The organism is Cohnella hashimotonis, assembly GCF_030014955.1.
Classification (GTDB): Bacteria; Bacillota; Bacilli; order Paenibacillales; family Paenibacillaceae; genus Cohnella; species Cohnella hashimotonis.
In genome coordinates this window covers 1,813,690-1,838,978 of record NZ_JAGRPV010000001.1, presented here as the reverse complement: position 1 = coordinate 1,838,978, position 25,289 = coordinate 1,813,690, and the positions used below count along the sequence as shown (strand labels likewise).

The 25,289-nt window shown below is 56.8% G+C and carries 23 protein-coding genes; 3 read left to right on the top strand and 20 right to left on the bottom strand.

Annotated elements, in window-relative coordinates:
* Positions 1-120: 120 nt before the first annotated feature.
* A complete protein-coding gene (locus tag KB449_RS07130) occupies positions 121-1,353 on the bottom strand; it encodes a GIY-YIG nuclease family protein (protein WP_282907718.1) in 1,233 nt (410 codons plus the stop codon).
* Positions 1,354-1,498: 145 nt separating this feature from the next.
* Between KB449_RS07130 and KB449_RS07125 the strand changes: the two genes are divergently transcribed.
* Positions 1,499-2,044 carry a sigma-70 family RNA polymerase sigma factor gene (locus KB449_RS07125; RefSeq protein ID WP_282907717.1) on the top strand — a complete coding sequence of 182 codons (546 nt, stop codon included), beginning with the start codon at positions 1,499-1,501 and terminating at the stop codon, positions 2,042-2,044.
* On the top strand, positions 2,031-2,813 hold the full coding sequence (locus KB449_RS07120) for a hypothetical protein (RefSeq protein WP_282907716.1): 783 nt from the start codon (positions 2,031-2,033) through the stop codon (positions 2,811-2,813). The genes KB449_RS07125 and KB449_RS07120 overlap by 14 nt, the downstream gene beginning before the upstream one ends.
* 304 nt (positions 2,814-3,117) lie before the next feature.
* On the opposite strand, the gene KB449_RS07115 is transcribed toward KB449_RS07120, so the two are convergent.
* The 13 genes from KB449_RS07115 to KB449_RS07055 all read right to left on the bottom strand — a co-directional run bounded on the left by KB449_RS07115 (position 3,118) and on the right by KB449_RS07055 (position 15,212).
* Complete coding sequence (locus KB449_RS07115; protein ID WP_282907715.1) at positions 3,118-4,233, bottom strand: toxic anion resistance protein; 1,116 nt, start codon at positions 4,231-4,233, stop codon at positions 3,118-3,120.
* 18 nt (positions 4,234-4,251) lie between these two features.
* Positions 4,252-4,980 carry a hypothetical protein gene (locus KB449_RS07110; RefSeq protein WP_282907714.1) on the bottom strand — a complete coding sequence of 243 codons (729 nt, stop codon included), beginning with the start codon at positions 4,978-4,980 and terminating at the stop codon, positions 4,252-4,254.
* A gap of 57 nt (positions 4,981-5,037) precedes the next feature.
* Positions 5,038-6,051: an ATP-grasp domain-containing protein gene (locus tag KB449_RS07105; protein ID WP_282907713.1), complete on the bottom strand. Its 1,014-nt coding sequence runs from the start codon at positions 6,049-6,051 to the stop codon at positions 5,038-5,040.
* Positions 6,052-6,070: 19 nt separating this feature from the next.
* Positions 6,071-6,895, bottom strand: coding sequence for an HAD family hydrolase (locus KB449_RS07100; RefSeq protein ID WP_282907712.1), 825 nt, complete (start codon positions 6,893-6,895; stop codon positions 6,071-6,073).
* Positions 6,892-8,034 carry a cysteine protease StiP family protein gene (locus KB449_RS07095; RefSeq protein WP_282907711.1) on the bottom strand — a complete coding sequence of 381 codons (1,143 nt, stop codon included), beginning with the start codon at positions 8,032-8,034 and terminating at the stop codon, positions 6,892-6,894. Before KB449_RS07095 ends, KB449_RS07100 begins: the two co-directional genes overlap by 4 nt.
* On the bottom strand, positions 8,027-9,406 hold the full coding sequence (locus tag KB449_RS07090; RefSeq protein ID WP_282907710.1) for a phosphoribosyltransferase family protein: 1,380 nt from the start codon (positions 9,404-9,406) through the stop codon (positions 8,027-8,029). The genes KB449_RS07095 and KB449_RS07090 overlap by 8 nt, the downstream gene beginning before the upstream one ends.
* Positions 9,348-10,553, bottom strand: a complete 1,206-nt coding sequence (locus tag KB449_RS07085) for an HpcH/HpaI aldolase/citrate lyase family protein (protein ID WP_282907709.1) — start codon at positions 10,551-10,553, stop codon at positions 9,348-9,350. The genes KB449_RS07090 and KB449_RS07085 overlap by 59 nt, the downstream gene beginning before the upstream one ends.
* Before the next feature lie 102 nt (positions 10,554-10,655).
* Entirely contained in the window at positions 10,656-11,447 is a 792-nt protein-coding gene (locus KB449_RS07080) for a TerC family protein (protein ID WP_282907708.1), read from the bottom strand.
* 24 nt (positions 11,448-11,471) lie between these two features.
* Positions 11,472-12,761: a TerD family protein gene (locus tag KB449_RS07075; protein WP_282907707.1), complete on the bottom strand. Its 1,290-nt coding sequence runs from the start codon at positions 12,759-12,761 to the stop codon at positions 11,472-11,474.
* Between the two features lie 76 nt (positions 12,762-12,837).
* Complete coding sequence (locus KB449_RS07070) at positions 12,838-13,413, bottom strand: TerD family protein (protein ID WP_282907706.1); 576 nt, start codon at positions 13,411-13,413, stop codon at positions 12,838-12,840.
* Positions 13,414-13,432: 19 nt separating this feature from the next.
* Positions 13,433-14,014: a TerD family protein gene (locus KB449_RS07065; RefSeq protein ID WP_282907705.1), complete on the bottom strand. Its 582-nt coding sequence runs from the start codon at positions 14,012-14,014 to the stop codon at positions 13,433-13,435.
* 28 nt (positions 14,015-14,042) lie between these two features.
* Positions 14,043-14,642, bottom strand: a complete 600-nt coding sequence (locus KB449_RS07060) for a TerD family protein (protein WP_282907704.1) — start codon at positions 14,640-14,642, stop codon at positions 14,043-14,045.
* 114 nt (positions 14,643-14,756) lie between these two features.
* Positions 14,757-15,212, bottom strand: coding sequence for a tellurite resistance TerB family protein (locus KB449_RS07055; protein WP_282907703.1), 456 nt, complete (start codon positions 15,210-15,212; stop codon positions 14,757-14,759).
* A 508-nt stretch (positions 15,213-15,720) separates the two neighbouring features.
* Between KB449_RS07055 and KB449_RS07050 the strand changes: the two genes are divergently transcribed.
* Positions 15,721-17,121 (top strand): SpoVR family protein, encoded by a 1,401-nt coding sequence (locus tag KB449_RS07050; protein WP_282907702.1) that lies wholly within the window; start codon positions 15,721-15,723, stop codon positions 17,119-17,121.
* Positions 17,122-17,169: 48 nt separating this feature from the next.
* Here KB449_RS07050 and KB449_RS07045 read toward each other — a convergent pair whose 3' ends face one another.
* The 6 genes from KB449_RS07045 to KB449_RS07020 form a co-directional block, all read right to left on the bottom strand.
* Positions 17,170-19,581: a glycoside hydrolase family 95 protein gene (locus KB449_RS07045; protein WP_282907701.1), complete on the bottom strand. Its 2,412-nt coding sequence runs from the start codon at positions 19,579-19,581 to the stop codon at positions 17,170-17,172.
* A gap of 22 nt (positions 19,582-19,603) precedes the next feature.
* Entirely contained in the window at positions 19,604-20,677 is a 1,074-nt protein-coding gene (locus KB449_RS07040) for a Gfo/Idh/MocA family protein (protein WP_282907700.1), read from the bottom strand.
* Positions 20,678-20,706: 29 nt separating this feature from the next.
* Entirely contained in the window at positions 20,707-22,056 is a 1,350-nt protein-coding gene (locus KB449_RS07035; protein ID WP_282907699.1) for an alpha-L-fucosidase, read from the bottom strand.
* 28 nt (positions 22,057-22,084) lie between these two features.
* Entirely contained in the window at positions 22,085-22,906 is an 822-nt protein-coding gene (locus tag KB449_RS07030; RefSeq protein ID WP_282907698.1) for a carbohydrate ABC transporter permease, read from the bottom strand.
* Entirely contained in the window at positions 22,903-23,775 is an 873-nt protein-coding gene (locus tag KB449_RS07025) for a carbohydrate ABC transporter permease (protein WP_282907697.1), read from the bottom strand. The genes KB449_RS07030 and KB449_RS07025 overlap by 4 nt, the downstream gene beginning before the upstream one ends.
* An 88-nt stretch (positions 23,776-23,863) precedes the next feature.
* Positions 23,864-25,222: an ABC transporter substrate-binding protein gene (locus tag KB449_RS07020; RefSeq protein ID WP_282907696.1), complete on the bottom strand. Its 1,359-nt coding sequence runs from the start codon at positions 25,220-25,222 to the stop codon at positions 23,864-23,866.
* Between the last annotated feature and the right edge of the window lie 67 nt (positions 25,223-25,289).

Here is a 25,289-nt window from a genome sequence, read left to right as displayed (position 1 = left end):
CCGCATCGCATTCGTTTCGTTTACGTTATCCACCTGTTGTAACATGACCTTAAGTCCCGTGCAAGTAAGCCTATTCGCGAAAAAAATGCAAATCGCACGAACGGCGGACCGTCGTGCGATTCAGCCTTTCGCGCGTTTCGTCTCCTCGAGATTGCGCCGGCACAAGCCGAGCAGGTCCCGCTTCATGCCGCGCTGCGGCACCGTGATTCTCACCGCCGGCTGGCCCCGCCTTCGCAGCGCCGCGCGAAGCAGGCGCGCGTCGCCGATCTCGCTCGCGATGATCTCGTCGGGACGCGACAGCGTCTTGTACCGCTCCATCAGGAAGCGGTCGCATGCGGCCGCCCCGACTTCCCCGCGCGACCAGGGGATGCACTCGAGGCGGTGGAGCATCCCCTCGTGCAGCTGCGCGATGCAAACGTCCGACTCGCCGAAGTAGACGGCCTCCTGCGTGCCGTCGGTCTCGGTATCGACGATCTGTCGCTCCGGCGTGCGTTCGAGGATGCGGATATGACGCAGCATATGCTCCGCCTTCTCGAAGGCGAGCCGCTCAGCGTACGCCTCCATCTGGCTGTACATCGCGCCGACCAGCCGCTCGCCGCCGCCCGCCAGCAGCCTGGCCGCCGCACGTGCCGTCTCGCGGTATTCGTCGTGCGAGATATGGCCCGCGCAGACCCCGCTGCACTTGCCGAGATGGTACTCAAGGCACGCCCGCTTGGGCAGCGTGACGCAGGTACGGAGCTTATAGTGCTCCGTCACGAAGGCGATGACCGCCTCGCGGAACCGGCTGCTGACGAACGGCCCGAACCGCTCGGCGGGCTGGTCTTCCGCGGCCGTGGCGGGAAGCGGGACTTGACGCCCGGGCCGATGCGCTACGAAGTCCAGCGCCTCTGCGCCCGCCGCCGTCTGCTCGAGCGCAAGACGCAGCTCGTGCTCCGCGGCGCCGCCGAAGCTCCTGGCGGCTGCCGCCTCGCCGGCCACCTCGCGCACCGCGCGCCGGTCGCGATAATGCGCGATCAATCTCGGCAATGGCTCCCGGGTCAGCTGCAAGTATGCATATCCGCTGTTGTCCTTCTTCAGAGCGCGATTGTAAGGAGGCTTGTGAATCTTGATCAGATTGTTCTCGAGAATCAGGCTCTCGTGCTCGTTGTTCACGACGATGACGGCAATCTCGGCGATCTCCGCGGTCAGCGCGGGAATCCGCCTCCGCTTGTCGGCGCCGTTGAAATAGGCGCGCAGCCTGTCCCGGATGCACTTGGACTTGCCGACGTACAGCACCCGGCCTTCGTTATTCTTCATGATGTATACGCCCGGCTGCTCCGGGTATCTGGCGGGTTCGAATAAGAATGCGGGCAACTTTGTTTTCCTCCCGAACATACATTCTACCTATTAGTCTAGCAAGTCGGACGGTTTAACGCAATTACGTAAAAATCCCGATTATTTCCTTAAACGAGTGAACCGGATGCCCGCTTCGCTTGTCTATATGCCGAGGTGATCAGTCGTGGACAAAGAAGACCTGGCCCACCGGGTCAACCCGGACCCGGCATTGTTGGGGGAGCTGATGGACCGGTACGGGCAGGACGTATGGAACTACGCCTATTTCCTCGTCAAGCATCGCGCGATGGCCGACGATATCGCCCAGGATACGTTTATCCAGGCATATCGCCATTTTTACGGCTTCCGGCAAGAAGCATCGTTAAAAACCTGGCTGCTCCGGATCGCGCGCAACGTCAGCTTCAATTATCGCAACGCCGCTTTTTTTCGCAAAGTGCTGCTGATGGATATCGTGTCGCCGCGGCAGCCCGGACGGTCCGCCGAGCAGGATTATCTGGCGCGCGAGGCGGCGAGTGAGATTTGGCGATACGTATTGGACCTGCCCGTGAAGCTGCGGGAGACGCTCGTGCTGCATGCCAAATACGAGCTCTCCGTCGCGGAGATTGCCGATCTGCAGCGGATTCCGGAAGGCACCGTCAAATCGCGTTTATTCGCGGCGAGGCGTCGCATAGCGTTTCTATTAAAGGAGGACGAGGAAGATGAACGAGCCTAACGATCCGAAGTGGTACGATCAGTTAAAAGGCGAACCGCTGCGCGAGCGCAACTTTAAGGAAACGCTAGCCGCTCGAATTAAGGAGCGAACGGTGATGCCCGAAAGCCGCGGACCGACTTATCGCCGCGTCACGGCTGCGAGTCTGACCGCCGCGGTCGCCGCTTCTTGCGCGATTTTTTACGCCGGACTTTCCGACTCTCAGACACATGTAATCCTGGACAAACCCGAATCTGGCCAAATTACTTCCGCCATTGGCATCGAAGGGCCGATCGGAATCAAATTCGGCCCTGCTATATTAGCCGACGGTCGCACAGAGGCGCAGGCATACGATGAAGATAACCGCCGCGACCTGACTTGGATCCTGCCGGGCGAGCATGCTAAGCTCCAGTTCTGGTCGGTTCGCTATGGGGATGACGCCTACAAATTCGGCGCCGATTACTACGACAAGGACGGAAGTTCCGGGGAATGGAACCTCCTGGCGACCGCCAACTTCACGGACACCGCGGAGGAGTCCCGTCTTTCAAAAGCAGGATTGTTAGCGCACACCTTTGATCTCGAAGGAGTTACCGTAATAGCGGGGCAATTGGGCGACGACATTTCATCCGTAAACCTTAAGAAGGCTGACGGAACGCAGACGAACGCAGAAATTACGCAGAACGAGGACGGCCGTTTTTGGTTCGCGATCGTCGATGGAAGCGCGAACGACTATAAGCTGCAGACGTCCGACAAAGAAGGAAAGATTATGAGCGACCCAAAAGGACAGAACTAAAAGGTGGAAGGTTTTCATTAAATCATCGTGACAGGTCGTCGTTCAGTTCTAGTATAGCTTCCGTTCGTTCGGAAGCAGCTGCCCCGATCAGCATGATAATAATCGCCAACATCATTAAAAATGTTAACATCTCGCACACTCCGTTTATCAAACTCGGGCTCCTCATTCGAAATATATGCTTCTATCAGGAGCGCCTATGATAAATTTTGGGAGAATGAGACGTTTTATATACCTTGACCGATAAAAAAACCGTCAAGGACTAAAATCGTCCCCAACGGTTTTCCCGAAAATTATCGTTTCATCGTTATTCCAAAAAACCTTTGGCCGCAGGCTCCTGAATCGTCGCCGCAGACGATCTATCGACTCGCTCGCCGGCTTCGATGCCGATTCGCTGTCCAACCTTCTGATTGATCTCGGTCATCTTGGCGGTCTGCGCCGATACCGTCTGAATGATCTGACGGTTGGAATTCTCGTACTTGTCCATCGCCTGGAACAAATCCGACATCGCTCGTTCCACCAGCTCAAGGCTCATCGCAGGCTTCACCAGCGCCTGGGTCGCTTTTTCGCTGGACTCGTTAAGCATGCGGGCATTTTCGGCAAACTGGTTTCCCAGCATCTCATTCGTCGAATTGACCGCGTCAATGACCTTGAACTGGTCGTCGATCGCCTGCGCGATCAGAACGGAGACGGACAGCAGGTGCTGCGTCTTGTCAATGGCGCCGTCGACAGCATCGATCAGCTTATCGTTCGTATCGTTGATAATGTCCGTACCAGCGATCGCCTGCTGGTAGAGCATAACCATCTCGGTATACGTCTGCAGTCGGGTAACGACCTTGCGGAGTCCACGCTCGAGCTGAATCTTGCGGCTATCGTTCTCGGGCTTCGCGATCTCGGCCTCGAAAAGCGCCTTCAGTCGATTGCCGTATTCGATCAGCATCTGAAGATCATATACATTCTCCAGGCTGCTGCGCTTCAGATTCCGCATCAAGACGACGTTCTCTTCTAGGTTCTCGCGGCCGTGCCGGAGGGACGTAACGATCGCATTGACGTTGGTCTTGACGGACTGGTACTTATATACATACTGCTGCAGCGAAGACTTCCGCAGCAGCTTCTGGAAAAAACCGAGCTGCTTGGCGCGGCTAAGCTCTTCGACTTCGGTCCGGAGCTTGAGCATGTTGCCCGTAATCTCCGAGCGCTTGCCCGAAGACAGGTCATTCAGCGGCCGCTCCAGCATGGACAACGTCTGGGTGGAGCGATCCAACGTCTTTTGGCCGCGCTTCGCGATCTCGTCCATGAGCGTATCAAGCTGTGTGACGTCCGCAGTTGCGACCCGCTGCATGGTCTGCTTCGCTTCCTGTTCAAGTCGTTCGATATCGTCGGGCTTGACCTGAACCTGCAAGGCTGGTGTCGTCGTTGCCAAGATACACGCCTCCTCGAATTAATCGTTATAACGGTATCGCTGCTGGATCAGCTCTGCCTTCGTACGGAGTTCTAGCAGATCTTTCTGTTCGATCGTCTGCGTGTATGCGGTCAGCTTGGAATTGATGTCCTTGATGCCGTCCAGCAACAGGCGTCGGTTATGGCGCTTGGCTTCTCCGCTTAGACGGAGAAAAGGATTAATCGTCGAGTTCAGATCCCTTCGCACCAGACGAACGATATTATAATTGATGTTGCTGTCGCCCAGTGTATCGAGATCAGGTATCAACCGGTTGATTCGCGAAAGCAGTGCGAGCGTTTTTTGCACGATCTCGTCGTCGAGCGTGTTTTTCTCGCCTTCGAGCAAGATCATATCCTGCAAGACGTCTATGTACTCGCTGGCGGAAGCAAGCTCGGGATCTGTAATCTCGCGATGTGCGGCATCTGGCGTTGCGATCGGCGTACCCGTTCTCCCGGATGCAGCATCCGTCTGCGGTCCGTCTGCGGAGGGCTGCTCTCTGCCCCAGTTGGAACGGCTGGCTTCAAATGGCGGAGGCGACTGAGCCGGTTGCGTCACTGTCGGTACGACGGGTGCGTTGTCCTTTGAACGGCGGCCGGGAAGCGAAGCGGAAAACAACAACACAACGGACGGAACTGCAATCGCCGCATAGACTGAAAATAAACGATAGACGACGATGCCCACGATGAAGCTTCCCAGCGCGATGAAAAAGTTTCTCTTGAAGCTGGACAAAAGGAATCCCCTCCATTCCGGTTGATGCCGCGGTCTCGACGGGACTGTCTGCAGCGACTATCTTAATACCAGCGGGTGCTCGATATAGCTGGCCGTGATGCCGAACTGCGGCTCCACGGGTCCGACGGGCCTGCCCAGCGCGGCCTTTACAGCCAGATAAGGCAGATTCACGCCAGACAAACAAGATATATAAAGCCCGCCGGACATCCTCGGGTTGATTTCCAGCAATTTCGGAATGCCATTATTATAACGGACTTGAATATTAAAGGCATAGGGGATTCTGAATTCTTTAGCGATTTTATTCGAAATGTCGAGCAATTCCGGCACGCTCTCCAGTACGTACTTGCGTCCGTCCGACTTGCGCCTCGGTATGGCAGCCAGCAGCTCGCCCGCGGCAGAAGCGAGGCAATCGATGCTGTATTCGGGCCCTTCCAACCACTCCATCACCATCAGATCGTCGAACCGATCGGCGGCCGACAAGGCGGAATAAGCTTGCTCGAAAGACGTCGACAGCGTCACATAGCCGTATAGATCGGCCAGCGGATTTCTATTATTGTCTATAATCCGAAAGCCCATGCCGCCCTCAGCTTTGGTCGGCTTGAAGCAGATCCGATGCCCTTCGGCGCTTAAGCGTTCGTAAGCCTGCTTGAACGCCTCGGGCGTGTCGACCACCTCGTACGCCGGAATGTCGACAACGTCGGTAGCGCGCAGCTTTTCATAGAATCGGTCTTTGACCGTCATCGCATCGAGCAGCGGCAGATCCCGGCATACCATCACCCTTGTTCCTACCTCGTCGAAAAGATGAATATGCCGGGCGATTTCCTCCATGTGCAGGCGGGGAATAAACAAATCGATCTCGTGGCGGCGGCAGTAATCGGCGCAAAATTGCGCATATTGTTCACCGAGCAGCGGCGGCTCGGTTTCCCGATGATCCGCCGCCAGCAGCGACAGATGTTGAATGTCGGGATGCGTGCCGTAGAACCTGAACGTCTCCCCGTCCGGATTGTCGCGAATCATCCGGATGTAGTGATAAGCAGTCGAGAACCAGCGGTTCATGTAAATACGGATCATCTCATGTTTCCTCCGAGTCTCATATAGAAGTCGCGCCGCCTGGTCGGGATCGCCCGCGCGCGTATTCATTCGCGATATCGAGCAGTTCTTCGGATGCGAGTATGCCTGTGCTTCGGGTGAAATGAATATGCGTATGGGCGTCGTAACGTACCCCCAATTCGCCGTGTACGGGCGCGACGGCAAAGTCGGAAGCGAGCAGCAGGCTCTCGTCCAGCAGGCTGTCTCCCGCGCCGAAAACAAATTCAGAGCCGATCCGCTGCTTCACGTACAGCAGTGCGGCTCCCTTAGTCACCGAGTCCGGCACCAGGTAGATCTTGCGGCCCTGAAGAGAAAAGTGCCAGCCGAGCATCGACAACTCCGCCTTGAGCGCTTCGATCTCCGCTTCGGGAACCAGCTCCCGCTCGACGACGATCGAGAAGAACAGCTCGTCGCACAGTCGCGACGATTTCACCCAGCTTTCGTGTGCGATCCGGTCGAAGCGTTCCCGGACCTCGGCATGCCCGGCGCACCCGCTCCGCAGCGCTTGTCCGACCGTCTCTCGCCACTCGGGATCCGGTTCCCCGTTCACGAGCACCGTCCCGCCGTTGCTGACGATTGCGTATGTCGGACGATAGCGGTCCGATATGGCAAAAATGCGCCTGTACTGTTCAGGCGTACGCGTCGTGACCGGTACGAACGAGGCCAGCTCGGTCAGCTGTTCGAGCTTGTCCATCGCCGTCTTGGTCATGAAGGAGATAAAGCGGCCCTCGTATAACTCGACCGGCACGATTTCTTCCTTCGACACGTTGCCCATGGAGCGCTCCGAGTAGATTAGCGTTTGATCCAAATCGCTTGCGAAAATCAATCGGACTCCCCCTTGACCGGCCGAATAATACCACAGCATGAATAGGTCAGCTCCGGATATACCTCCACGGGAACGCCGCGATCCGCCGCGAGCAGCAGAATATGCTTTAGATCCGGATTGTCCTTTCTGTCGACGAGAATGCGCCAGGGCACGCGGCGCAGCAGAACACGCGTCGTCTCCCCTACGCCGGGCTTGACCAAATTCACGTCTTCAATGCCGAAGTCTTGCTGGATGCGCTCGATGTCCCGCATGCCCTGCCAGGTCGGTCTCGTCGCCTCCCGATCAGCCAGCAGCCATTCCGCCCGAAGCCGGGCTTCTTCCTTGATCAGCTCGAAGCGGGCGGAGACGGTATCGACGAACAGGTTCGAGACGTCCTCCGCCTCCCACTCGCGGTAATACTTCGCCCCGTGAAAATCGTCCGGTCCGATCAAGTCGCCGCGCAGTACGGTGCGGCTCATCAGGCCGGACACCGTCGCATTGAGGCAGGCGCTGGGGATCAAATAGTCGTCCCGCGTGCCAAACGTCTCCGCGCAACGCCCCGGATCGGCAAGCACCGCGAGGTCGTCTACCAGTGCGATGCCGTACTTCTCCCGGAAGTCCCGGCACGCTTCGCTCAGCACGCGACGAATCGCGCCTTTTCCCGTCCAACCGTCCACAAACTGGATCGGAATGTCCGGATGCCGCTGACTGATGTACAGCAGCGCATTCTCGTCAATCCCTTTGCCGCGAATGATGGAAAGACTGTAATGCGCCCAATCGTATCCGTACGTTGCCTTCATATAACGCTTGATCAAGATGCCGATCGGCGTCCCTGCTCTCGCGAGTGAAGCAAGGACGATATCCTTGCCCCGCTTTTGCAGGATCAGTTCGGCCACCGTGCCCGCGGCGAGTGCCAGCGCCTCGGCGGAATCCTGCAGCGTTCCGTGGAACAGACGCACGTATTCTTCGGTCGGACGATATTCGATCGGGAGAGACTCCGAGTAGTGTCCGCCCCGCTGCATCTCCTTCTCCCTCTCTGCTGCCCCCCGCTCGAGAGACGCGTCGCTGAGATCCTTCAGCAGAAAAACGACGTCCTCTTTGTTGTAACTGCCCATGGGCTTCGGTCCCTTGATGTTCGTCGGCGCTTTTGATCTATTCATGGTCTGCTCGCCTCCGCGTACAAGTGACAAGATGGACGACGGGGATCCGCAAGCTTCGAAGCGTGCGTCTTAGCTCCTCGTTCAACGGGAAAGGACGTTCAAGGAACAGAAACAGCTCGTCATATCGGCCGCTGGGAACGTTGTACATATAATTGACGGTGCCGGGATGGTCGGGCGCTTCGTAGGACCAAGCGCTTCGAACCGCATACGCATTCGCCTCCGAAGGATAAATCGGGCTGCGCGTCGTGGACTGGTATCGGACGCCTCCTCCCATCTCCGCGGCGATGCGCATCGGTATGTACATGAACTCCCCCGTTCCCATGCACAGGGTACGCTCCCCCGCTCTCGCAGACCTGCAGCGCTCGGCCGCACGCGCGAGCTCGCCGTCCAATTGTTTTTGCGCCTCCGCGCCTAGACCGAAGCGTCCGCTGAACCGCATATACGGGAGTCCCTCGCCGGTTTCCGCTTCGCTGAACGAATCGCTTAAGTCCAGCTCGCGGAACTGCACGTCCTCGGCTTCGAACCCCGAAGCTTCCGACTCATCGTCCTCCCCTTCGATCGGCTGGCCCGCCACTTCGATTCGGCCGGACATCAGCGCCAGCGTCCGGATGCGGACGCCTTGCTCGGCCTCGAAGGCCGAGAAGCGAGCGCGGTCCGTCTCCGACCGCCAATCCAGCAGACTGGCGATAACATATTCGGCGATGCCGTACTGACGCTTCAAGTCGCCGATGATGTTGAGCGCCGTCTTCCCGGTCGTCAGTTCGTCGTCAACCAGCACGACCCGCTCGGCGCGCGCGACCCGCTCCGGCTCGTCTATGTAACAGCGGTGCGAGGTCGCATGGGAATGCTCCTCCTCGAAGGCGATGCTCACGCTGCGCCCTAAGATGTGCTCCCGGGTCGTATGCAGATAATATGCATCCCCGCGAAAGGCCGCGAACATGCTGTGCCCGAGCGCGGTCGCAGTCTCTGCGAAGCCGATGAACAACGTAGGCCGAGCAGCATCGAGCGGTCGAAGCGTCCGCAGCAGTTCCGTTGCGTCCGCCTCCCCCGCGCCCGGCCGTCCAAGCGCCTCTCCGATCCTGATCAGCGTATCCGACGGTATGCCGTCCGGGGCTGCGAGCAATTCCGCCAACGCCCTTCCTGCAAGCAAAGATAGCTGAGGCTGCACAGGGATATGCTTGCCCAGCACTTTACTTACGAAAAGGAAACCTCGCTTCTTGTTTTTGCGTGCCGCCATGCCGAACAACATATCCTGCTGGAGATCGAGCGGGTTCCACGTCAGGCTGACCTCGACTGCAAGATCTCGTCCGATCTCATACCGTCGCGGACTGCCGTTCCTCGGCGAGGAGGCAGGTGTAGTTTTGATTCTCATGCAGCACCCCATATATTCTGGCTCTCATCAGGATCCGATTGGCCCAGGAAAGATGAGGCTTGATTTCGTTCATCTTGTTCGCATACGCGCTGCCCATCACGCCGAGATGACCACGATCGTTCTCTCGGATATGGAGAGCGTCCAGATATTCCTCGTGCGTAACGACGTACATGGCCTGTACAGGCTTAATATGGGACGGATGGATAATCGTCTTGCCTGCGATGCCGTTCTCCTTGTCCATTGCCACTTCGCGGAGTAGACCGTCCTCGTATCGGTTCACATACGACATCCGCAGCAGCTTTCCCCGGTACCCCATACTCTCCTCGAAGGGCGTCTGCCGCAGCTGCGGCTTAAACAATCTGTCGCTTTTGAAGTACTCCCACACCGGACCGGAAATAACGTAGCCGCTGCTCGTTCGGCCGAACACGTTGACGATATCGGCGATGCAATCCCTTATGACGCCGATGTCGTATATTGTATTGTCCGGGCTTCGTCGCAGACCGAAAAGGCTTGAAAAATCCGTCGCGCCGATCCGCACGTTAAGTACGTACGGCTTATACAAGGCAAGCTGCTCGGACAGCCTGTGCAATGTCTCGCTTCGCGATTCCAGATAAATGATCTCTGGCGTTTCCAAAATCGGCATGCCGTAAAGCACCGAAGCTCCTTGCGGACGATTCGCATTATAGGCAGTCAGCACATCGAAGTATTCGCTCGCCATGTCCGGCGTGAACTTTGGAAATACGAAGCCTGTCAAGAGATATCGACTATCTCCTAATCGTTCCAGCAGGCTGCTCAACTGCAAGGCGCTGCGCACGCGCACAAACAAAAGCGGCAGCTTGTCCCAAGCCAAATGGCCTTCCTGCATCGAATGCTCGAGCTTCGCGAGTTGCCGCAGCAAGATTTGTTCGGCCATGTGAACCTGGTTGTCGCCGATCGCATCCTCCAGGTCAATGACAACCGACACGAGACCTTCGTGTTTGGAAGAAACGAGGTCTTCGGCAATCGTTTCTTTTGTCGCAGGCATATAGAGGGCAGCCCCGACAGCATGGGCAATGAGTTCCTTGTCCGATCCATTATTGAATGGTTCGGGCATCCGATAAAAAATAGACTGGGCGCTGTCAGGCGTCAGATAATTGAAATATCTCAAAATTATTGCTCCCCTCTCGCCTCGCGATAAGCTATGCGCACATGCCCGTTATTTAAATATCCCTCATGTCTCCATGAGGGATTTTGTAAACCATGCGGGCTCTTAATACTGGGTCGAACTGCTTTCGCGCCTTTTCTTCAGCATGCTCCAGATGATGGTGCCTCCGAAAATCGCGATCAGCAAGCCGAAGAACAAGACATGGGATACATGCACGCCAAATGCGCCGACAATCATCTTTAACCCGATAATGACGATCAGAATAAAGGCCGTCTTTTCGAGCTCAGGGATTTTCTCAATGAGCTTGAGGAACACCTGTGCAACGCCGCGCATCATCAATACGCCGATGATGCCGCCAAGAAACAGTACCCAAACCTGCTCGCTGACGCCAAACGCCGCGAGGACGCTGTCGATGCTAAAGGCGATGTCCATCAGCTCTACGGCAAACACGGTACGCCAGAAGCCGAGACCCTTGTTCTCCACCTCTTCCTCTTCGCCGGACTTGATGCCGATAATGGGAATCAACGGGATGCCGCCGATTCGAATCATCCGGAATTCGAGGGAGAAGAGATTGCTGAGCGCGATCCACAACAGGTACAACCCGCCGGCCACCTTGATCCATGTGATCTGGACAAGGTACGTGCCCACGCCGATCGCGACGAAGCGGAAGATATACGCGCCTATAATACCGTAGAATAACGCCTTTCGCTGCTGATCCTTAGGTAAATGCCGAACCATGACAGCCAGCACGAGCGCGTTGTCCGCCGACAACAGTCCTTCGAGCACGACCAGCGTCGCGATAATGCCCCAACTTACAGGGTCCGTTAATATATCCGTCAGATTGTGCCAGTTAAAAAAGCTTGTAAAGTTGTCGATGACACTCTGGAAAAAGTCCATTCAGGAGCCTGTTCCCTTCTAGGGTTATTTGCTGCCTGCCGTCCATCTCATACCCCAACGGTAAGCCTCATCCAATTTTTTATGTCCTTGGTAATACTCTACCAGCCGCTTAATGCTGAATGTATCGTCGTTTACGTTTTCGATCAGCGCAATAGCGCACATCCCGTTGCGGTTGTCGTGCTCGTCCATTCGCACTTCGATATCCGGGCCGCCGGACTGCTTGATCGTTGCGACGCCGTCCGCTTGGGCCCAGTTCGCGACGCCCTCATAGATAAAGGCAAACACGAGAATACGCTTAATTTCTTTGATTTTGTTGCCGTTGATCCGCAGGTTCTCGCCGGTCGTCACCGCCCCTGTCCGGTCGTCTCCGTCCAGCGATACATAGGGCTCGTCCAAGAAACTTCCGAACGATTTACCTAGCGCCTGCACCACGCCCTTGTAACCGTCCTTCATCTCGAACAGGCATCCCAGGTCCAGATCTACGCCGCTCGTGCCGCCAAATAGACCGGCTTTCTTTTTCTTCTGATTCCAGTTCAGGTTAATCAGAATCTCGCCAAGCTGTCCGCTTTTCTTCTCCAGGTTGATGGTGTCGCCGCGCTTCTTGAGCGAGATCTTGCTCAAGTTGACCGGGGGTGCCGGCGGGGCTGGCGGCAAGGCAGGCTGCTGTTGGGCCGGCGGCGTGGGAGCGGACGATTGCGGAGGTGCGCCTGCAGGCTGCTTGTCCGCAGGGCCCGAAGCATCCGCCTCCTTCACTTCAATACCGAAACTTGCACAAAGCGCAGCGAGCCCACCAGAGTACCCTGAAGCGATCGCATTGAACTTCCATTCGCCGTTATGTCTATATAACTCTCCAACAACGATAGCTGTCTCGACGGAGAAAGAATTGTCAAGGTTAAACTGCAGCAATTCGGAGCCGCCGCTTTCTTCGACAAACCGAATATAGAGGCCGCTTAAATCTTTAAAGCTCTGCCTTCGGCTCTCTCCCTCATAGATCGTGAGCGCAAAGGCAATCCGCTCGATCGCTGAAGGCACTTCTTTTAATCGGATGCTGAGCTGTTCCAGATCGGTACGACCGCCAATGCTCCGTTTGTCGTTCTGTGCCAGCTTTACCGAGCCGCCGGCTCCTGTCGGGTTTCCGTAAAAAATCAAATCCGCATCTCCCGATACTTTACCGCCCGGTCCGAGTAAAAATGCGGAAAAATCTACTTCAATTCCGTTGCCGCCCTGCCAGCCAATGCCGCAAACGACGGCCGAGGCGTTCGGATTATTTTTTGTCAAGTCCGCTTTCTGGCCTTTGATCACCTGTAATGACAACGTATCATCTTCCCCTTCGGGTGCCGGGAGCGAGCGGAGACGAACATGCCCATCGCCGCCCGCATCCCGGTTCGAGTTATGAAAGACCGTAATTCCGAACCAGTGCGGAAAGGCCGCCGGTAAAACCGGAGCCTACCGCCTGGAATTTCCAATCCGTGCCGCTACGGTATACTTCGCAAAATACGATCGCAGTCTCGACCGAAAAGTCTTCGCCCAAATCGTAGCGCAAAATCTCGCGTCCGGTCGTTTCGTCCACCAGTCGCACGAATGCATTTGAAACCTGGCCGAAATTCTGACCCCGGACATCCGCCTCATGGATGGTTACGGTGATTCCGATTCGCGAAATGGCGGGCGGCAGTTTCGAAAAGTCGATCTTAATCTGTTCGTCGTCTCCGTCGCCTTCGCCAGTACGGTTGTCGCCCGTATGCTCTACGCCGCCGTTATAAGCGCTGAGATGGTTATAGAAGACAAAGTCTTCTTCGCTTTTGGCCTTGCCTTCTTCGTGAAGCAGGAAAGCGCTGGCGTCCAAGTCGAATTCGTTACCGCCATTGTACTTGTTCGTGTCCCAGCCCAATCCCAATACGACCTTGGTCAGACCCGGGTTGGACTTCGTCAAGTCTATGCGTTGCCCTTTGGACAAATTGATGGACATGCACTCGGCTCCTTGCTTTTTAGGATACGGACAAACCGAAGTCGCGCGCGAGACCTGCCAGACCGTCCTTATAGCCGCTGCCGACCGCGCTGAACTTCCACTCGCCTGCGTTGCGGTACAGTTCGCCGACGACGACGGCCGTCTCGATGGAGAAGTCTTCGCCGAGATCGTAACGGATCAGTTCGGCACCGCTTTGCTCGTCCACGATGCGAACGAAGGCGTTGGATACTTGTCCGAAATTCTGGGAGCGCTCGACAGCATCGTGAATCGTGATGCAGAAGGCGATCTTGCTTACCTCGGCAGGTACTGCAGCCAGGTCTACCTTTACTTTTTCGTCGTCTCCGTCGCCTTCGCCGGTACGATTGTCGCCGGTGTGCTCTACCGAGCCGTTGGCGTTCTTAGGATTGTTGTAGAAAATGAAGTCGGTGTCTGAACCTGTCTTGCCCTGTTCGTTGAGGCAAAAAATAGAGGCATCAAGGTCAAAATCCTTGCCGCCATCGTATTTGTTCGTATCCCAGCCGAGTCCTACGAGAATTTTGGAGAGACCGGGATTTGTCTTGGTCAGATCGATTTTTTGCCCTTTGGATAAGCTGATAGCCATGAAATATTACCTCTTTTCGATTGTTATTTTATTGGTATTGTTTAGCGAGAAGATCGATATGCGGGGCGTGTCCGCTCTCGCCGATGGCATTGAACTTCCACTCTCCGCCGTTGCGATAAACTTCGCCGACGATCAGCGCTGTCTTGCCCGCGTAGTTGTCGGACAGGTTGTAGCGGAGCAGCTCTTGGCCGTTCGCCTGATTCAAGGTTCGGATATAGGCCGCCTTGATCATTCCAAAGTCCTGCTTGCGGTTCACGCAGTCGTAGATATTGACGACGAACAAAATTTTATCTACGTTGGACGGCACGCGGGCCAGATCGATAAAGATCTGCTCGTCGTCCCCGTCGCCTTCGCCGGTCAGATTGTCGCCGGAGTGGACAACCGAACCGTCGCCGCTCGTCTTATTGTGAAAACATACGAGGTCGGTCTGTTTCGCCAGCTTGCCGTTCGCGTCCAGCATCAATGCGGAGGCGTCGCAGTCAATGTTCGGCGTCGATCTCTTGGTACCGAACAGTCCCTTTTTCTCTGTCTCGGCGGGGTCCCAGCCCAATCCGACGATGATTTTGCTGAGGCCCGGATTTCCCTTCGTCAGATCGATTTTTTGTCCCTTTACGAGTGAAATTGACAAATGGTGCACCTCTCTTTCCGATTAATCATGATAGAATACGAGGCAAATACGGGATGGTTCCGGAGAATCAGAGCTTTTTCGCCATAAAATACAAAAAAGGGATATTGAAAGAGATTAAAGTCCGAATTCGCCCGGACTAAGCTCCAGCACTTGGCAAATACCGCGAACCGCGGATTTTTCCAACTCGTCAAAATCGTTATCGGCGGAAGCGACGGCACAGCAGACGCCGATAATAACGCGTCCGATTTCGGATTTACCTTTGAATTTGGCGATCGTGCGCAGCGCCTCTTGCTTGCCGATCATGATGTCGAAATCCATGTTGCCTGCAAAGTGATTGAATCGTGCGATGACCTCCGACATATTGAATACCTTAAGATCCTCGCTGCGACCCAGGTAGCCAGCCATTTTCTGTTTTTCTTCCGCAGACACAGTCCCGTCCGCTACCGCGACGATGGCGCACCCAGCCACGATCGCATCCATCAGATCCTTATTTTTGAAGCGTTTGACCTGATCCTTCAAATTCGACTGCGTAGAAGACAGCCACGATTGAAACTTGTTTAGCGCGCTCAAAAAAATTCCTCCTACCTGTCTTTAAATGAATGCCTAGCCCGACCTGGACGGCTTCCCGCCCATAAGCAGTTCTAGCACCGCCTTCTCCTATTCTCCTATTAACAGACAAAAATTTCAACTTTGTGAGCAATTTCGGCCCTTTTCCACAATCTACTTCAAGAGGCATAGGAAATATCTTTATTTTCTGATAAAATTGGCAGGTATCTACTAAACGTTCTTCTAGAAAAATTTCAATCCTTTAACTAAGCAGGTGTTGGCATGAACTTCATTCGAAAATATAAATCCAATCTCATTTTTTGGTCGCTGATTGTCCTTAACGTCATTATTGTGTTAGCCATGTATACAATCGAAGATTAACGGGTTCATTACATATAAATTAACGCATCGTTCTTATTGCGCCTTCGTAAACGCTCGGTATCCGCTCCGAACACAACCTAGTCAAGCCGCGCCTCCTCCCCGCATATACATGAGTAATCATGTCATGCCAATCCGAGGGGGAAACGCGCCCATGTCCCATATCGAATATCAACGCCAACTGGAATCGGCCATCGGAGAGATTACGGAGATCGCCCAAGGCTTCGGGCTCGATTTCTACCCGATGCGCTACGAGATTTGCCCGTCCGACATCATCTACACGTTCGGGGCGTACGGCATGCCGACGCGCTTCAGCCACTGGAGCTTCGGCAAAACCTTCAATAAAATGAAGCTGCAGTACGACCTGGGGCTCAGCAAGATTTACGAGCTCGTCATCAACTCCAACCCCTGCTACGCCTTCCTGCTCGACGGCAACTCGCTCATCCAGAACAAGCTGATCGTGGCGCACGTGCTCGCGCACTGCGATTTTTTCAAAAACAACGCCCGCTTCTCCACATCCAACCGCGATATGGTCGAGAGCATGTCCGCGACGGCCGAGCGAATCAGTCAATACGAGCTTGAATACGGCAGCGAAGAGGTAGAGAAATTCCTTGATGCGGTGCTCGCGATCCAGGAGCACGTGGAACCCGGCATCGTGCGACCGCAAGGCCTCGACAAGCGCCGTTATATGGAGGCGCAGCAGCGCGATCAGAAGCTCGGGCGCAAGTCCGCGCCGACTTCGGCTTACGACGATATCTGGATGCTCGACGACGAAGAGCGCGCGGAGCGGCTGCGAATCCAAGACCATAAGCCCGAGCTGCGCAAGTTTCCGCCGGAACCGGAGAAGGACATCCTCTGGTTTATCCAGGAATACGCGCCTTTCATGGAAGACTGGCAGCGGGACATTCTGTCCATGCTTCGCGACGAAATGCTGTATTTCTGGCCGCAGATCGAGACCAAAATCATGAACGAGGGCTGGGCGACCTTCTGGCATCAGCGCATTATCCGCGAGCTGAATCTCGATTCCGAAGAGACGATCGAATACGCCAAGCTGAACGCCTCCGTCGTCCAGCCGTCCCGCAGTTCGCTTAATCCCTATTACCTGGGTCTCAAGATGTTCGAGGATATCGAGAAGCGGTTCGGCCGCGAGGCGATGTTCGAGGTGCGCGAGCTCGATTCGGACCCTTCGTTCATCCGCAACTACTTGACGAAGAAACTGACGGAGGACCTGGACCTGTACGTGTTCGAGAAAAAAGGCGCGGACTGGACGATCACCGACAAGGAATGGGAAAACGTCCGGGATCAGCTCGTGTATTCGAGGGTAAACGGAGGATTTCCGTATCTGGTCGTGACCGACGGCGATTACCACCGCAATGGCGAGCTGTACGTCAGCCACCGGTACGAAGGCGTCGAGCTGGACGCCAAGTATACCGAGCGCACGCTTCCCTATATGGCAAGGCTCTGGGGCAAGCCGGTTCACCTCGAGACGGTCGTCGACGGCAAACCCGTGCTGTATACCTGCGACGGCGGCAAGACGACGCGTAAAAATATTTAAAAAACGAAAAAAGGCTTCTCGCTCCACATCGCCGTGGAGCAAGAAGCCTCAGTCTCGCACGAGCCGAACCGTATAGGTTCGGCCTTTTTCCGCCGCAATCGTCTGCTCCGCGGCGGCGTCCGCCGCCAGCGGCGAGCCGGACCGAGCGCAGAGCAGCTGGATCGGCTCTCTGTAGGCGACCCGCAGCGGCCGGTCGGACGCAGAAACGATGCGGGCCGTCTCCAGCTCCCCCCGCTCCCACTTCAGATCGACGGTGAAGCCGCCCCTTGCCTTGAACCCGCTGATCTCGCCCTCCGTCCATTCGTCGGGCAAGGCCGGCAGCAGATCGATCCGATCTTCGTGCGATTGCAGCAGCATCTCGACGATGCCTGCCGCTGCGCCGAAGTTGCCGTCGATCTGAAACGGCGGATGCGCGTCGAACAGGTTCGCGTACACGCCGCCTCGATGGAAATCCATGACGCCGTCGTCCTCGACCTGCATCAAGAGCCTGCGCACGATATCAAGCGCGCGGTTGCCGTCCCGTAGACGCGCCCATAACGCGATTTTCCAACCGATGCTCCAGCCCGTTCCTCCGTCTCCCCTCAGCTTCAGCGTCCGTCTCGCCGCCTCGTACAGATGCGCCTGCTTGTTCTCGCCCCAAGCCGCGCCGGGAAACAGGTCGTACAAATGAGACACGTGGCGGTGCTCCTCGTCCTCGTCGGCAAAATCAGAATACCACTCCTGAATTTGCCCGTGGCTCCCGATTTTCGTCGCGGGCAGCTTCTCCAAAACCTCCCGCATTTCCGGCAGAAGAGGCTCCTCCAGCCCAAGCTGCTCAGCCGCCTCGATGCAATAAGTCAGAAGCTCGCGAATGAGGCTGACGTCCATCGTGGAAGACACGGTAAGCGCGGGCGTTCTGCCGTCGGGCAGCCGGAAGCGGTGCTCGGGAGAAGTGGAGGGATTCGTCATGTATTCCCCTTGCTCATTCGGCTGCACCCAGTCGAGGCAGAACAGCGCAGACTTCCTGAGCACCGGATAGGCTTTTTGCCGCAGAAAAGCTTGGTCGTTCGTAAACAAGTAATGCTCCCACAGATGTGCGCAGAGCCAAACGCCGCCCATCGGCCAATTCGCCCACAGCGGATTGCCGTCGCCGTAGTTGCCCGGAGGCGCGGACTGCCGCCACAGGTCCGAATTATGGTGCGCCGTCCAGCCTCTGCAGCCGTAATGGACGCGGGCCGTCTCCTCGCCGGTGACGGACAGATCCTCTACGAATTGCAGCAGCGGCTCGTGACATTCGCTCAGGTTCGCCGTTTCCGCCAGCCAATAGTTCATTTGTAAATTAATGTTGAGCGTATAATTGCAGCTCCAGATCGGCCGGATATGCCGATTCCAGATGCCCTGCAAGTTAGCCGGCTGCGTGCCCGGACGGGAGGACGCGAGCAGCAGGTACCTACCGTATTGCACGAACAGCGCGATGAGTTCCGGGTCCTGCGAGCCGTACTGCCGCAGCCGCTCGTCAGTCGCCCTATCCCTTGCCGCTACCGGCAAATCGGAGCCCAGGCGGAAGCGAACGCGTCCGAACAAGGGCCGGTAATCTTCCTCATGCCGGCGCTTCAGCTCCGCGAACGGCATCGCCATCGCTTGCGCCAGCTGCCGTTCAGCCAGCTCGCCAGGAGGGAACGCCGCGCGGTCCGGCATCCGGTCAAAACCCGCAAAGCTCGTCCCTGCCGTAAAATAAAACACGACCTCCGTCGCTTGCTCGATATGGATGCCCGAATGGTCGACGCTCAGCTTGGCGCCGGCATCGGTCCGGCAGGCCAGCCGGCCCTCGAACGCGATCGTGCGGCTGTCCGCTTCCGCCTCGTACTTGACCGGCTCGGTGTCCTGCACATAATTCGGACTGACTTCGTACGGACAATCGCCCCGCACCGCGAAAAACGCCTCGTCCGCCCCGCCGTCCCGCCAGGCCGTCGTCGAGCGCAGCGGGCTGTCCAGCCAAGCCTTCAGCGACAGCTTGCCCGGCTGGCTGACGGCGATGCGGTACAGGAGCGCCTGATCGGGATACGAGGCCAGCAGCTCCCGGGTATAGCGGACGCCGCCGATGTCGTAGCCGACCTTCGCGCAAGCATCCTCCAAGTTCAGGGAACGCCGGTAGCCGTCCGCGAAATGGCCGTGGAAAAAGCGTATATGCCAATCGCCCAGCGGCATGTAGGCCTGCGTATAAGGGCCCATCATGCCCGCCTTGCTAAGCCGCTCGGCGTCCTCGTAGCGCTCCTCCAGCACGGCCCGCCGCACTTCTGGGAGGACCTGCAGCGCCTTCGGGTTGTTCCAGTCGCGCGGATAGCCCGACCATAGCGTGTCCTCGTTCAGACAGACGCGCTCCTGCTCGATGCCGCCGAAGACCATGCCGCCGAGCCTGCCGTTGCCGACCGGCAACGCCTCGGTCCATGTTTCGGCTGGCCGATTGTAGTGCAGCTCCATCCCGACGATCCCCCCGTTCGTTTTACAGTCCGTACGCTTCGAGGACTTCGGCCAGCTTGACCGGCTGCCCGCCTCGCTGAACGCTTCGGGTCATCGCCTCCATGAATGCCAGCGTGCGAACGGCTTCCCCGGCGTCCGGCAGCGGCGTTTCACCCCGATCCAGGCAATCGGCGAAGTATTCGATATAGTTCTGATACTCTCCCGCATGGTGGCTCTTATTTTCGAATCGGAAATAATAGGGCTCCTTGTCGTCAAAAGTGTGCACCTTAGGCCCCTCTCCGGCAAAATTCGTATAGTAGGCCAAATTCGAATACTCCGCGCGAGTCGTGCCTTCCGTGCCGCGAAGGACGCAGCCGATCTGCGATTGCGCATGCTGTCCGAGCGTAGGCAGCGCGTAGTCGCCGGCCATCGTGGCGATCTGCCCCGCTTCGTTGCGGGCGACGAATCGCAGCGAATCCCAAGCCTCAAGTCCGAATGCCTTCGTATTGGCGCTCGTCAGCGCAAAACCGGACACCTCCGAAGCGTCCGGGAGGTACCAGCGCACGAGATCGACCGCGTGAATCATGAAGCCGTAAAACCAGCTGAAGCTCTTCTGCCTGCTCCAGCCCTTATCCAGAAACCAGCGCCCGTCCGTAATGTAATGCGCCTCCACCACAGATAGCTCGCCGTGCCTGCCGGCTTCGAAATCCCGGCGCTGATGGAGCATCGGCTCGAAATAACGCGTGCTCTGCCCGATAAAGAGCTTGCGGTCAGTCTGATTCATGACGGCAAGCAGCTCAGGCGCATCGTCCAGCGAAGGCAGCACCGGCTTCGTGCAGATCGCATGCTTGCCGGCCTCGACCGCCTGCTTGATATGCGTAAAGTGAAGCTGATCCGGCGTATAGATCGCGATGACGTCGATCTCGGCGTTCGCAAGCATTTCCTCGTAGGAGGTCGTCCAGTGATGAAAATCGAATTCCTGTGCCCGCTGCCGGCACAGCTCCTCGTTCAAATCGCATACTTGCGCCAGCTCCCATTGCTCGCTTTGCAGCGCGGCCGACATGATGCTGCGGCCTTCGCCCAGGCCGATGACGCCCATCCGGTACTTCTTTTTCATCCCGATCTTCTCCTTCTCGCGGGCTGCCGCTAGCTTTTCAAAAACAGCTCAATGACCGGAATCGCCGCCTTCGGCTTCTTGACCGGAAGCTGCAGCGTCAGCATGTTCGCCGGACGGCCCTCGTCGAACGCGCCCGCCTCGATCGTCAGCTTCTTCTCGCCTTCGACCATCCGGATTTCCGAAGCGTCGTCCAGCAGCTGGGCGTATTCGACGCGTCCCGAGAAATTCGCCAGATGAAGCTGCTTGAACGGCCACGCGAACAAATGAACATACAACCGGTTCGTCTTCGGGTTGTACGTGAACCTGCAGTCCTCCGGGCAAGCCGGCAGATGGGCGGGCGAAGCCGTGCAGCCGTGAATGGCGCGCTGGTGCTTCCTCATCCAGACGCCGATCTCCTCCAGCCGCTCTACCGCCCGTTCGTCCAGCTCGCCGCGGGCATTGGGGCCCACGTTCAGCAGGAAGTTGCCTCCCTTGCTCACCGTGTCGATCAGCATGCGCAGAATCTGCTCCGTGCTCTTCCAGGATTCCTCGTCCCGGTGATACCCCCAGGAGCCGCTGAACGTATGGCACGCCTCCCACAGCACGGGCTTGCCGTCGATCTTGATCCACTCGCGCGGCTGATACTGCTCCGGCGTCGTGATGTCGCCCGGCACGCCGAGCCGATCGTTAATCAGCGTATTCGGCTGGAGCGTTCGGACCATGTCCACGAACCGCTCGCTTTGCCATTCGTCCTTGCCTTTTCCCGGGAAGCCTTCCTCGCCCGGAATCGAAAAATCGAGAAACAACACGTCGATGTCGCCGTATTCCGTCAACAGTTCCCTCGTCTGGCCGTGTATATAGTCCACGTAGTTCTGCCACTTCCGCAGCGCGTCCCGCGCGACGAATGCCTCGTCGTAGCGCAGCGGATGCTTGACGTCCACCGTATAGTCGGGATGATGCCAATCCAGCAGCGAATAATACAGCCCCGTGCGGATACCCTCCGCACGGAACGCCTCGAGCATCGGCCGCAGCAGATCCTTGCCGCAAGGCGCGTTGGTCGCCTTGTACTCGGTCAACTTGGAATCCCATAGACAAAAGCCTTCGTGGTGCTTGGTCGTCACTACCATGTATTTCATCCCGGCAGCGCCCGCCAGCTTCGCCCATTTCGCCGGATCGTACAGATCGGGATCGAAATGCCGGAAATATCTCTCGTAGGCCTCGTTGCTCATAAACTCCCGGGAACGCATCCATTCGTGGCGCGCCCCCAGCGCATACAAGCCCCAGTGAATGTACAGCCCGAACCGGGCCTCCGTGAACCAAGCGCTGCGCGGATCGTGCGCCGGCGATACCTCCTGCTGCCGGGCCGTCGCCGCGTCCGCTCGAGAGCTGTCATGCGTCACTTTTTTCGCGCCTCCCCTTATCCTGGATTCAACCTTTGACCGAACCGGCCGTCATGCCGGAGATGATGAACCGTTGGCCGAGCAAATAAATGACGATGACCGGCAGCGTCGTCAGCACGATGTCCGCCGACACGAGGTTCCAATTGACCTGGAAGCGGCCGAAGAAATTGTATACCGCCAGCGTCATCGGCCATTTTTCCGAATGGTTCAAAAAGTACAGCGGATGGATAAAGTCGCTCCACGTCCCCATAAAGTTCAAAATCGCCACCGTCACCAGCACCGGCGTCAGCAGCGGCAGAACGACCGTGAGGAACAGGCGGATCGGCGAGCAGCCGTCGACGATTCCCGCTTCGTCCAGCTCGCGGGGGACGCCGCCGACGAAGCCGTAGATCAGAAACACGCTGAACGGAATGCTGGACGCCGCGAGCATAAGAATGATGCCGATCTGCGTATTGACCAGATGCGTCCACTGCATCACCTTCATCAAGGTGACGAAGTTGGTCGGCATCGCGATGCCCATGATCAAATAAAAGTATGTCGCCTTGTTCAGCCTCGTACGGTTGCGCGACAGGACGTAGGCAGCCAGCGAAGCGAGCAGGATGCTGCCGACGGTCGCCCCGCAGGCGTACAGCAGACTGTTGAAGAACGATTGGATCAGTTTCCCGTCCTTGATGACGACCGAATAGTTCGACCACTGCAACGCCTTCGGCAGCGACATATTCATGCCGTTCGCTTCGGCCTTCGTCTTCATGGAGTTGACCGCGACGAGCAACAGCGGAATAAACATCATCGCGCTCAGGATCCAGGCAAGCGCATTGCGCAGCCCGGGCAATAGGGCCCTGTTCATCATCGTTCGTCCCCCTCCCTCGACATCAGGCGTACGACGAAGTAGCCGAGCGCCGTCATGACGACGAACAGGACGGAGGACAGCGCAGTGCCCATGCCGTAGTTGCCGTTGGAAAACTCTTTGAAAATCGCCGTATACATGACGTCCGTCGCATAGCCTGGCCCTCCGTTCGTCAATACGTAGACCGCTTCGAACACCTTAAGGCCGTGCAGCAAGTTCAGCACGGTCGTAACGACAAGCGCCGGAACGAGGAGCGGAATCGTAATGCGCCGCAGCTTCTGCCAGAAGTTCGCGCCGTCGATGGCGGCGGCCTCGTAATAGGTTTTGTCGATCGATTGCAGGCCGGCCAGCAAAATGATCATAATGTAGCCGACGCCCTTCCAGACGTCGACGGCAATGATCGATTTGAAAGCCCAGCTCAGGTCGGTCAGCCACTTCTGCGCCATAAAATCGAGTCCGATCGCCCGCAGCGATTCGTTCAACAGCCCCGTGGCGGGATTTAAAATCGATTTGAAAATCAGGCCGACGACGAGCATCGGAAGGATGGAGGGCATGAACAGCATGACGCGGTGAAGCCCCTTCGCCCGGATGCCGTCGTTCAGCATGATCGCGAAGAGCAAGCCGAGCGCCGTCTTGAGCACGACCGTGCTGACCGTGAACACGAGCGTATTTTCGATGTAGCTGATATACTTCGCGTCTCCGGAGAAGATTTTCGCCAGATTGTCGAAGCCGATGTAATGAATCTCGTCCGAGTAGCTGTTCCAGTCGGTAAACGAGTAGTAAATGCCCATAAGACCCGGCACGACGAAAAACACCGAGTAGACGACCAAGGCCGCAATGCCGAAATAAAACGGATACATGGCGCGATTCATCGCGATTCCCCTCACTTCCCTTGTAAGAAAGATTGGCAACGGCCGTTTCCGCAGCCGTTGCCAACCCCGATCCCTGCCGGTCCGTCAATTATTTCCAGTTCGGATCCTTGGCCACCTTGGCCATGTCCGCGCGGCGCTGGTCGATGCTTTTCAACACGTCGATCGGCTGAATGGCGCCCGACAGCATCGAGACGATATCTTTTCCGATGTCCATCCATTGCGGGTTTACGTAGTTGACGTAGTCTTGAATGTCTGTTCCGCGCTCCGGATAGCTGCTGAACAGCTTTTGCTGCTCCGATGTATATTTGTTCTTCAGATCCGGGAAGTTCAAATTGGAGATCGTCGGATCGTTGTCGAGCATGAACTGCAGGTTTTCCTGCTTCGTCAGGAAGTCGAAGTACCGCTTCGCCTCGTCGATGTGCTTCGAGCCGGAATAAATAAACTTGCTCGGGCCGCCCGGATTGATGTAGTAAATCTGGTTGTCCGTCAGCGGGATCGGGAAGAACCCGATGTCCTCGACTTTATATTCCGGATATTGTCCCGCCAGCTCCGTCGCTACGCTCTGCGCCACCAGGCTCATCCCGAATTCGCCGCTGCCCAGCTTGGCGACCGTGTCGGAGCCGGTGTCGGAAAGCGTGTTGTCGCCGAAGAAGCCCAGGTCATACATTTCTTTCAGCTGCGTCATGGAATCCAGCATCGCCTTGCTATCCACGAATTTCTTTTTGTTCTGGTTCAGATCGTCGTACAGATTCGGCTCGAGCTTGTCGTAGTTCGGTCCTGGCTCTGCGAACCAGAGCACATGGTGCCATCCGTCGGCGATCGGCTCGTAAATCGGCGTGACGCCGTCTTTCTGGATCTTCAATGCCGCGTTTTTGAACTCCTCGTACGATTTTGGAATTTCCAGCCCGAGCTTATTGAACAGCTTTTTGTTATACGCGACCACGAAGCTGCTGTACGTGTCCCAGATCGTAAGCGCATACACTTTGCCGTTTGCGGTTAGCTGCTCGACGGACAAAGGATCTTCGCGTTTCACCCATTCCTGGTCGCTAAGGTCGACGGCGTTTTTTTCGACGTTGTAGTTCATCGTGATCTCGCTATAACCGCTTTGTCCGCCGAAAATGTCCGGGCCTTCGCCGGCGTTCAGCTTCGTTTTCAGCACGTTAAAATATTGGTCGGAAGGCACGATCTGATAATCGATCTTGATGCCCGTTTCCTCTTCGAACTTTTTCGCCAGCTCCATTTCCGAATCCTTGATCCAACCCTGGCTCGCCATATAGGTCAGCGTCACGTTCTTTTGGCCGCCCCCCTGCTCGGAGGCTCCGCTCGCTCCGTCAGACGAAGAAGCGCTGCCGTCGCCCGTTTCCTTGGCGTTATTGCCTCCGCAACCGGCCAGTGCGACCGACATCGCGACGGATAAGGAAAGCAAGGTTATCGTCCACTTTTTCATTCGAATAGTCCCCCTGTTCGTTTACGGCTGGTTCATCGAAGGATGATAGTTTCAGTATAATGGGCTG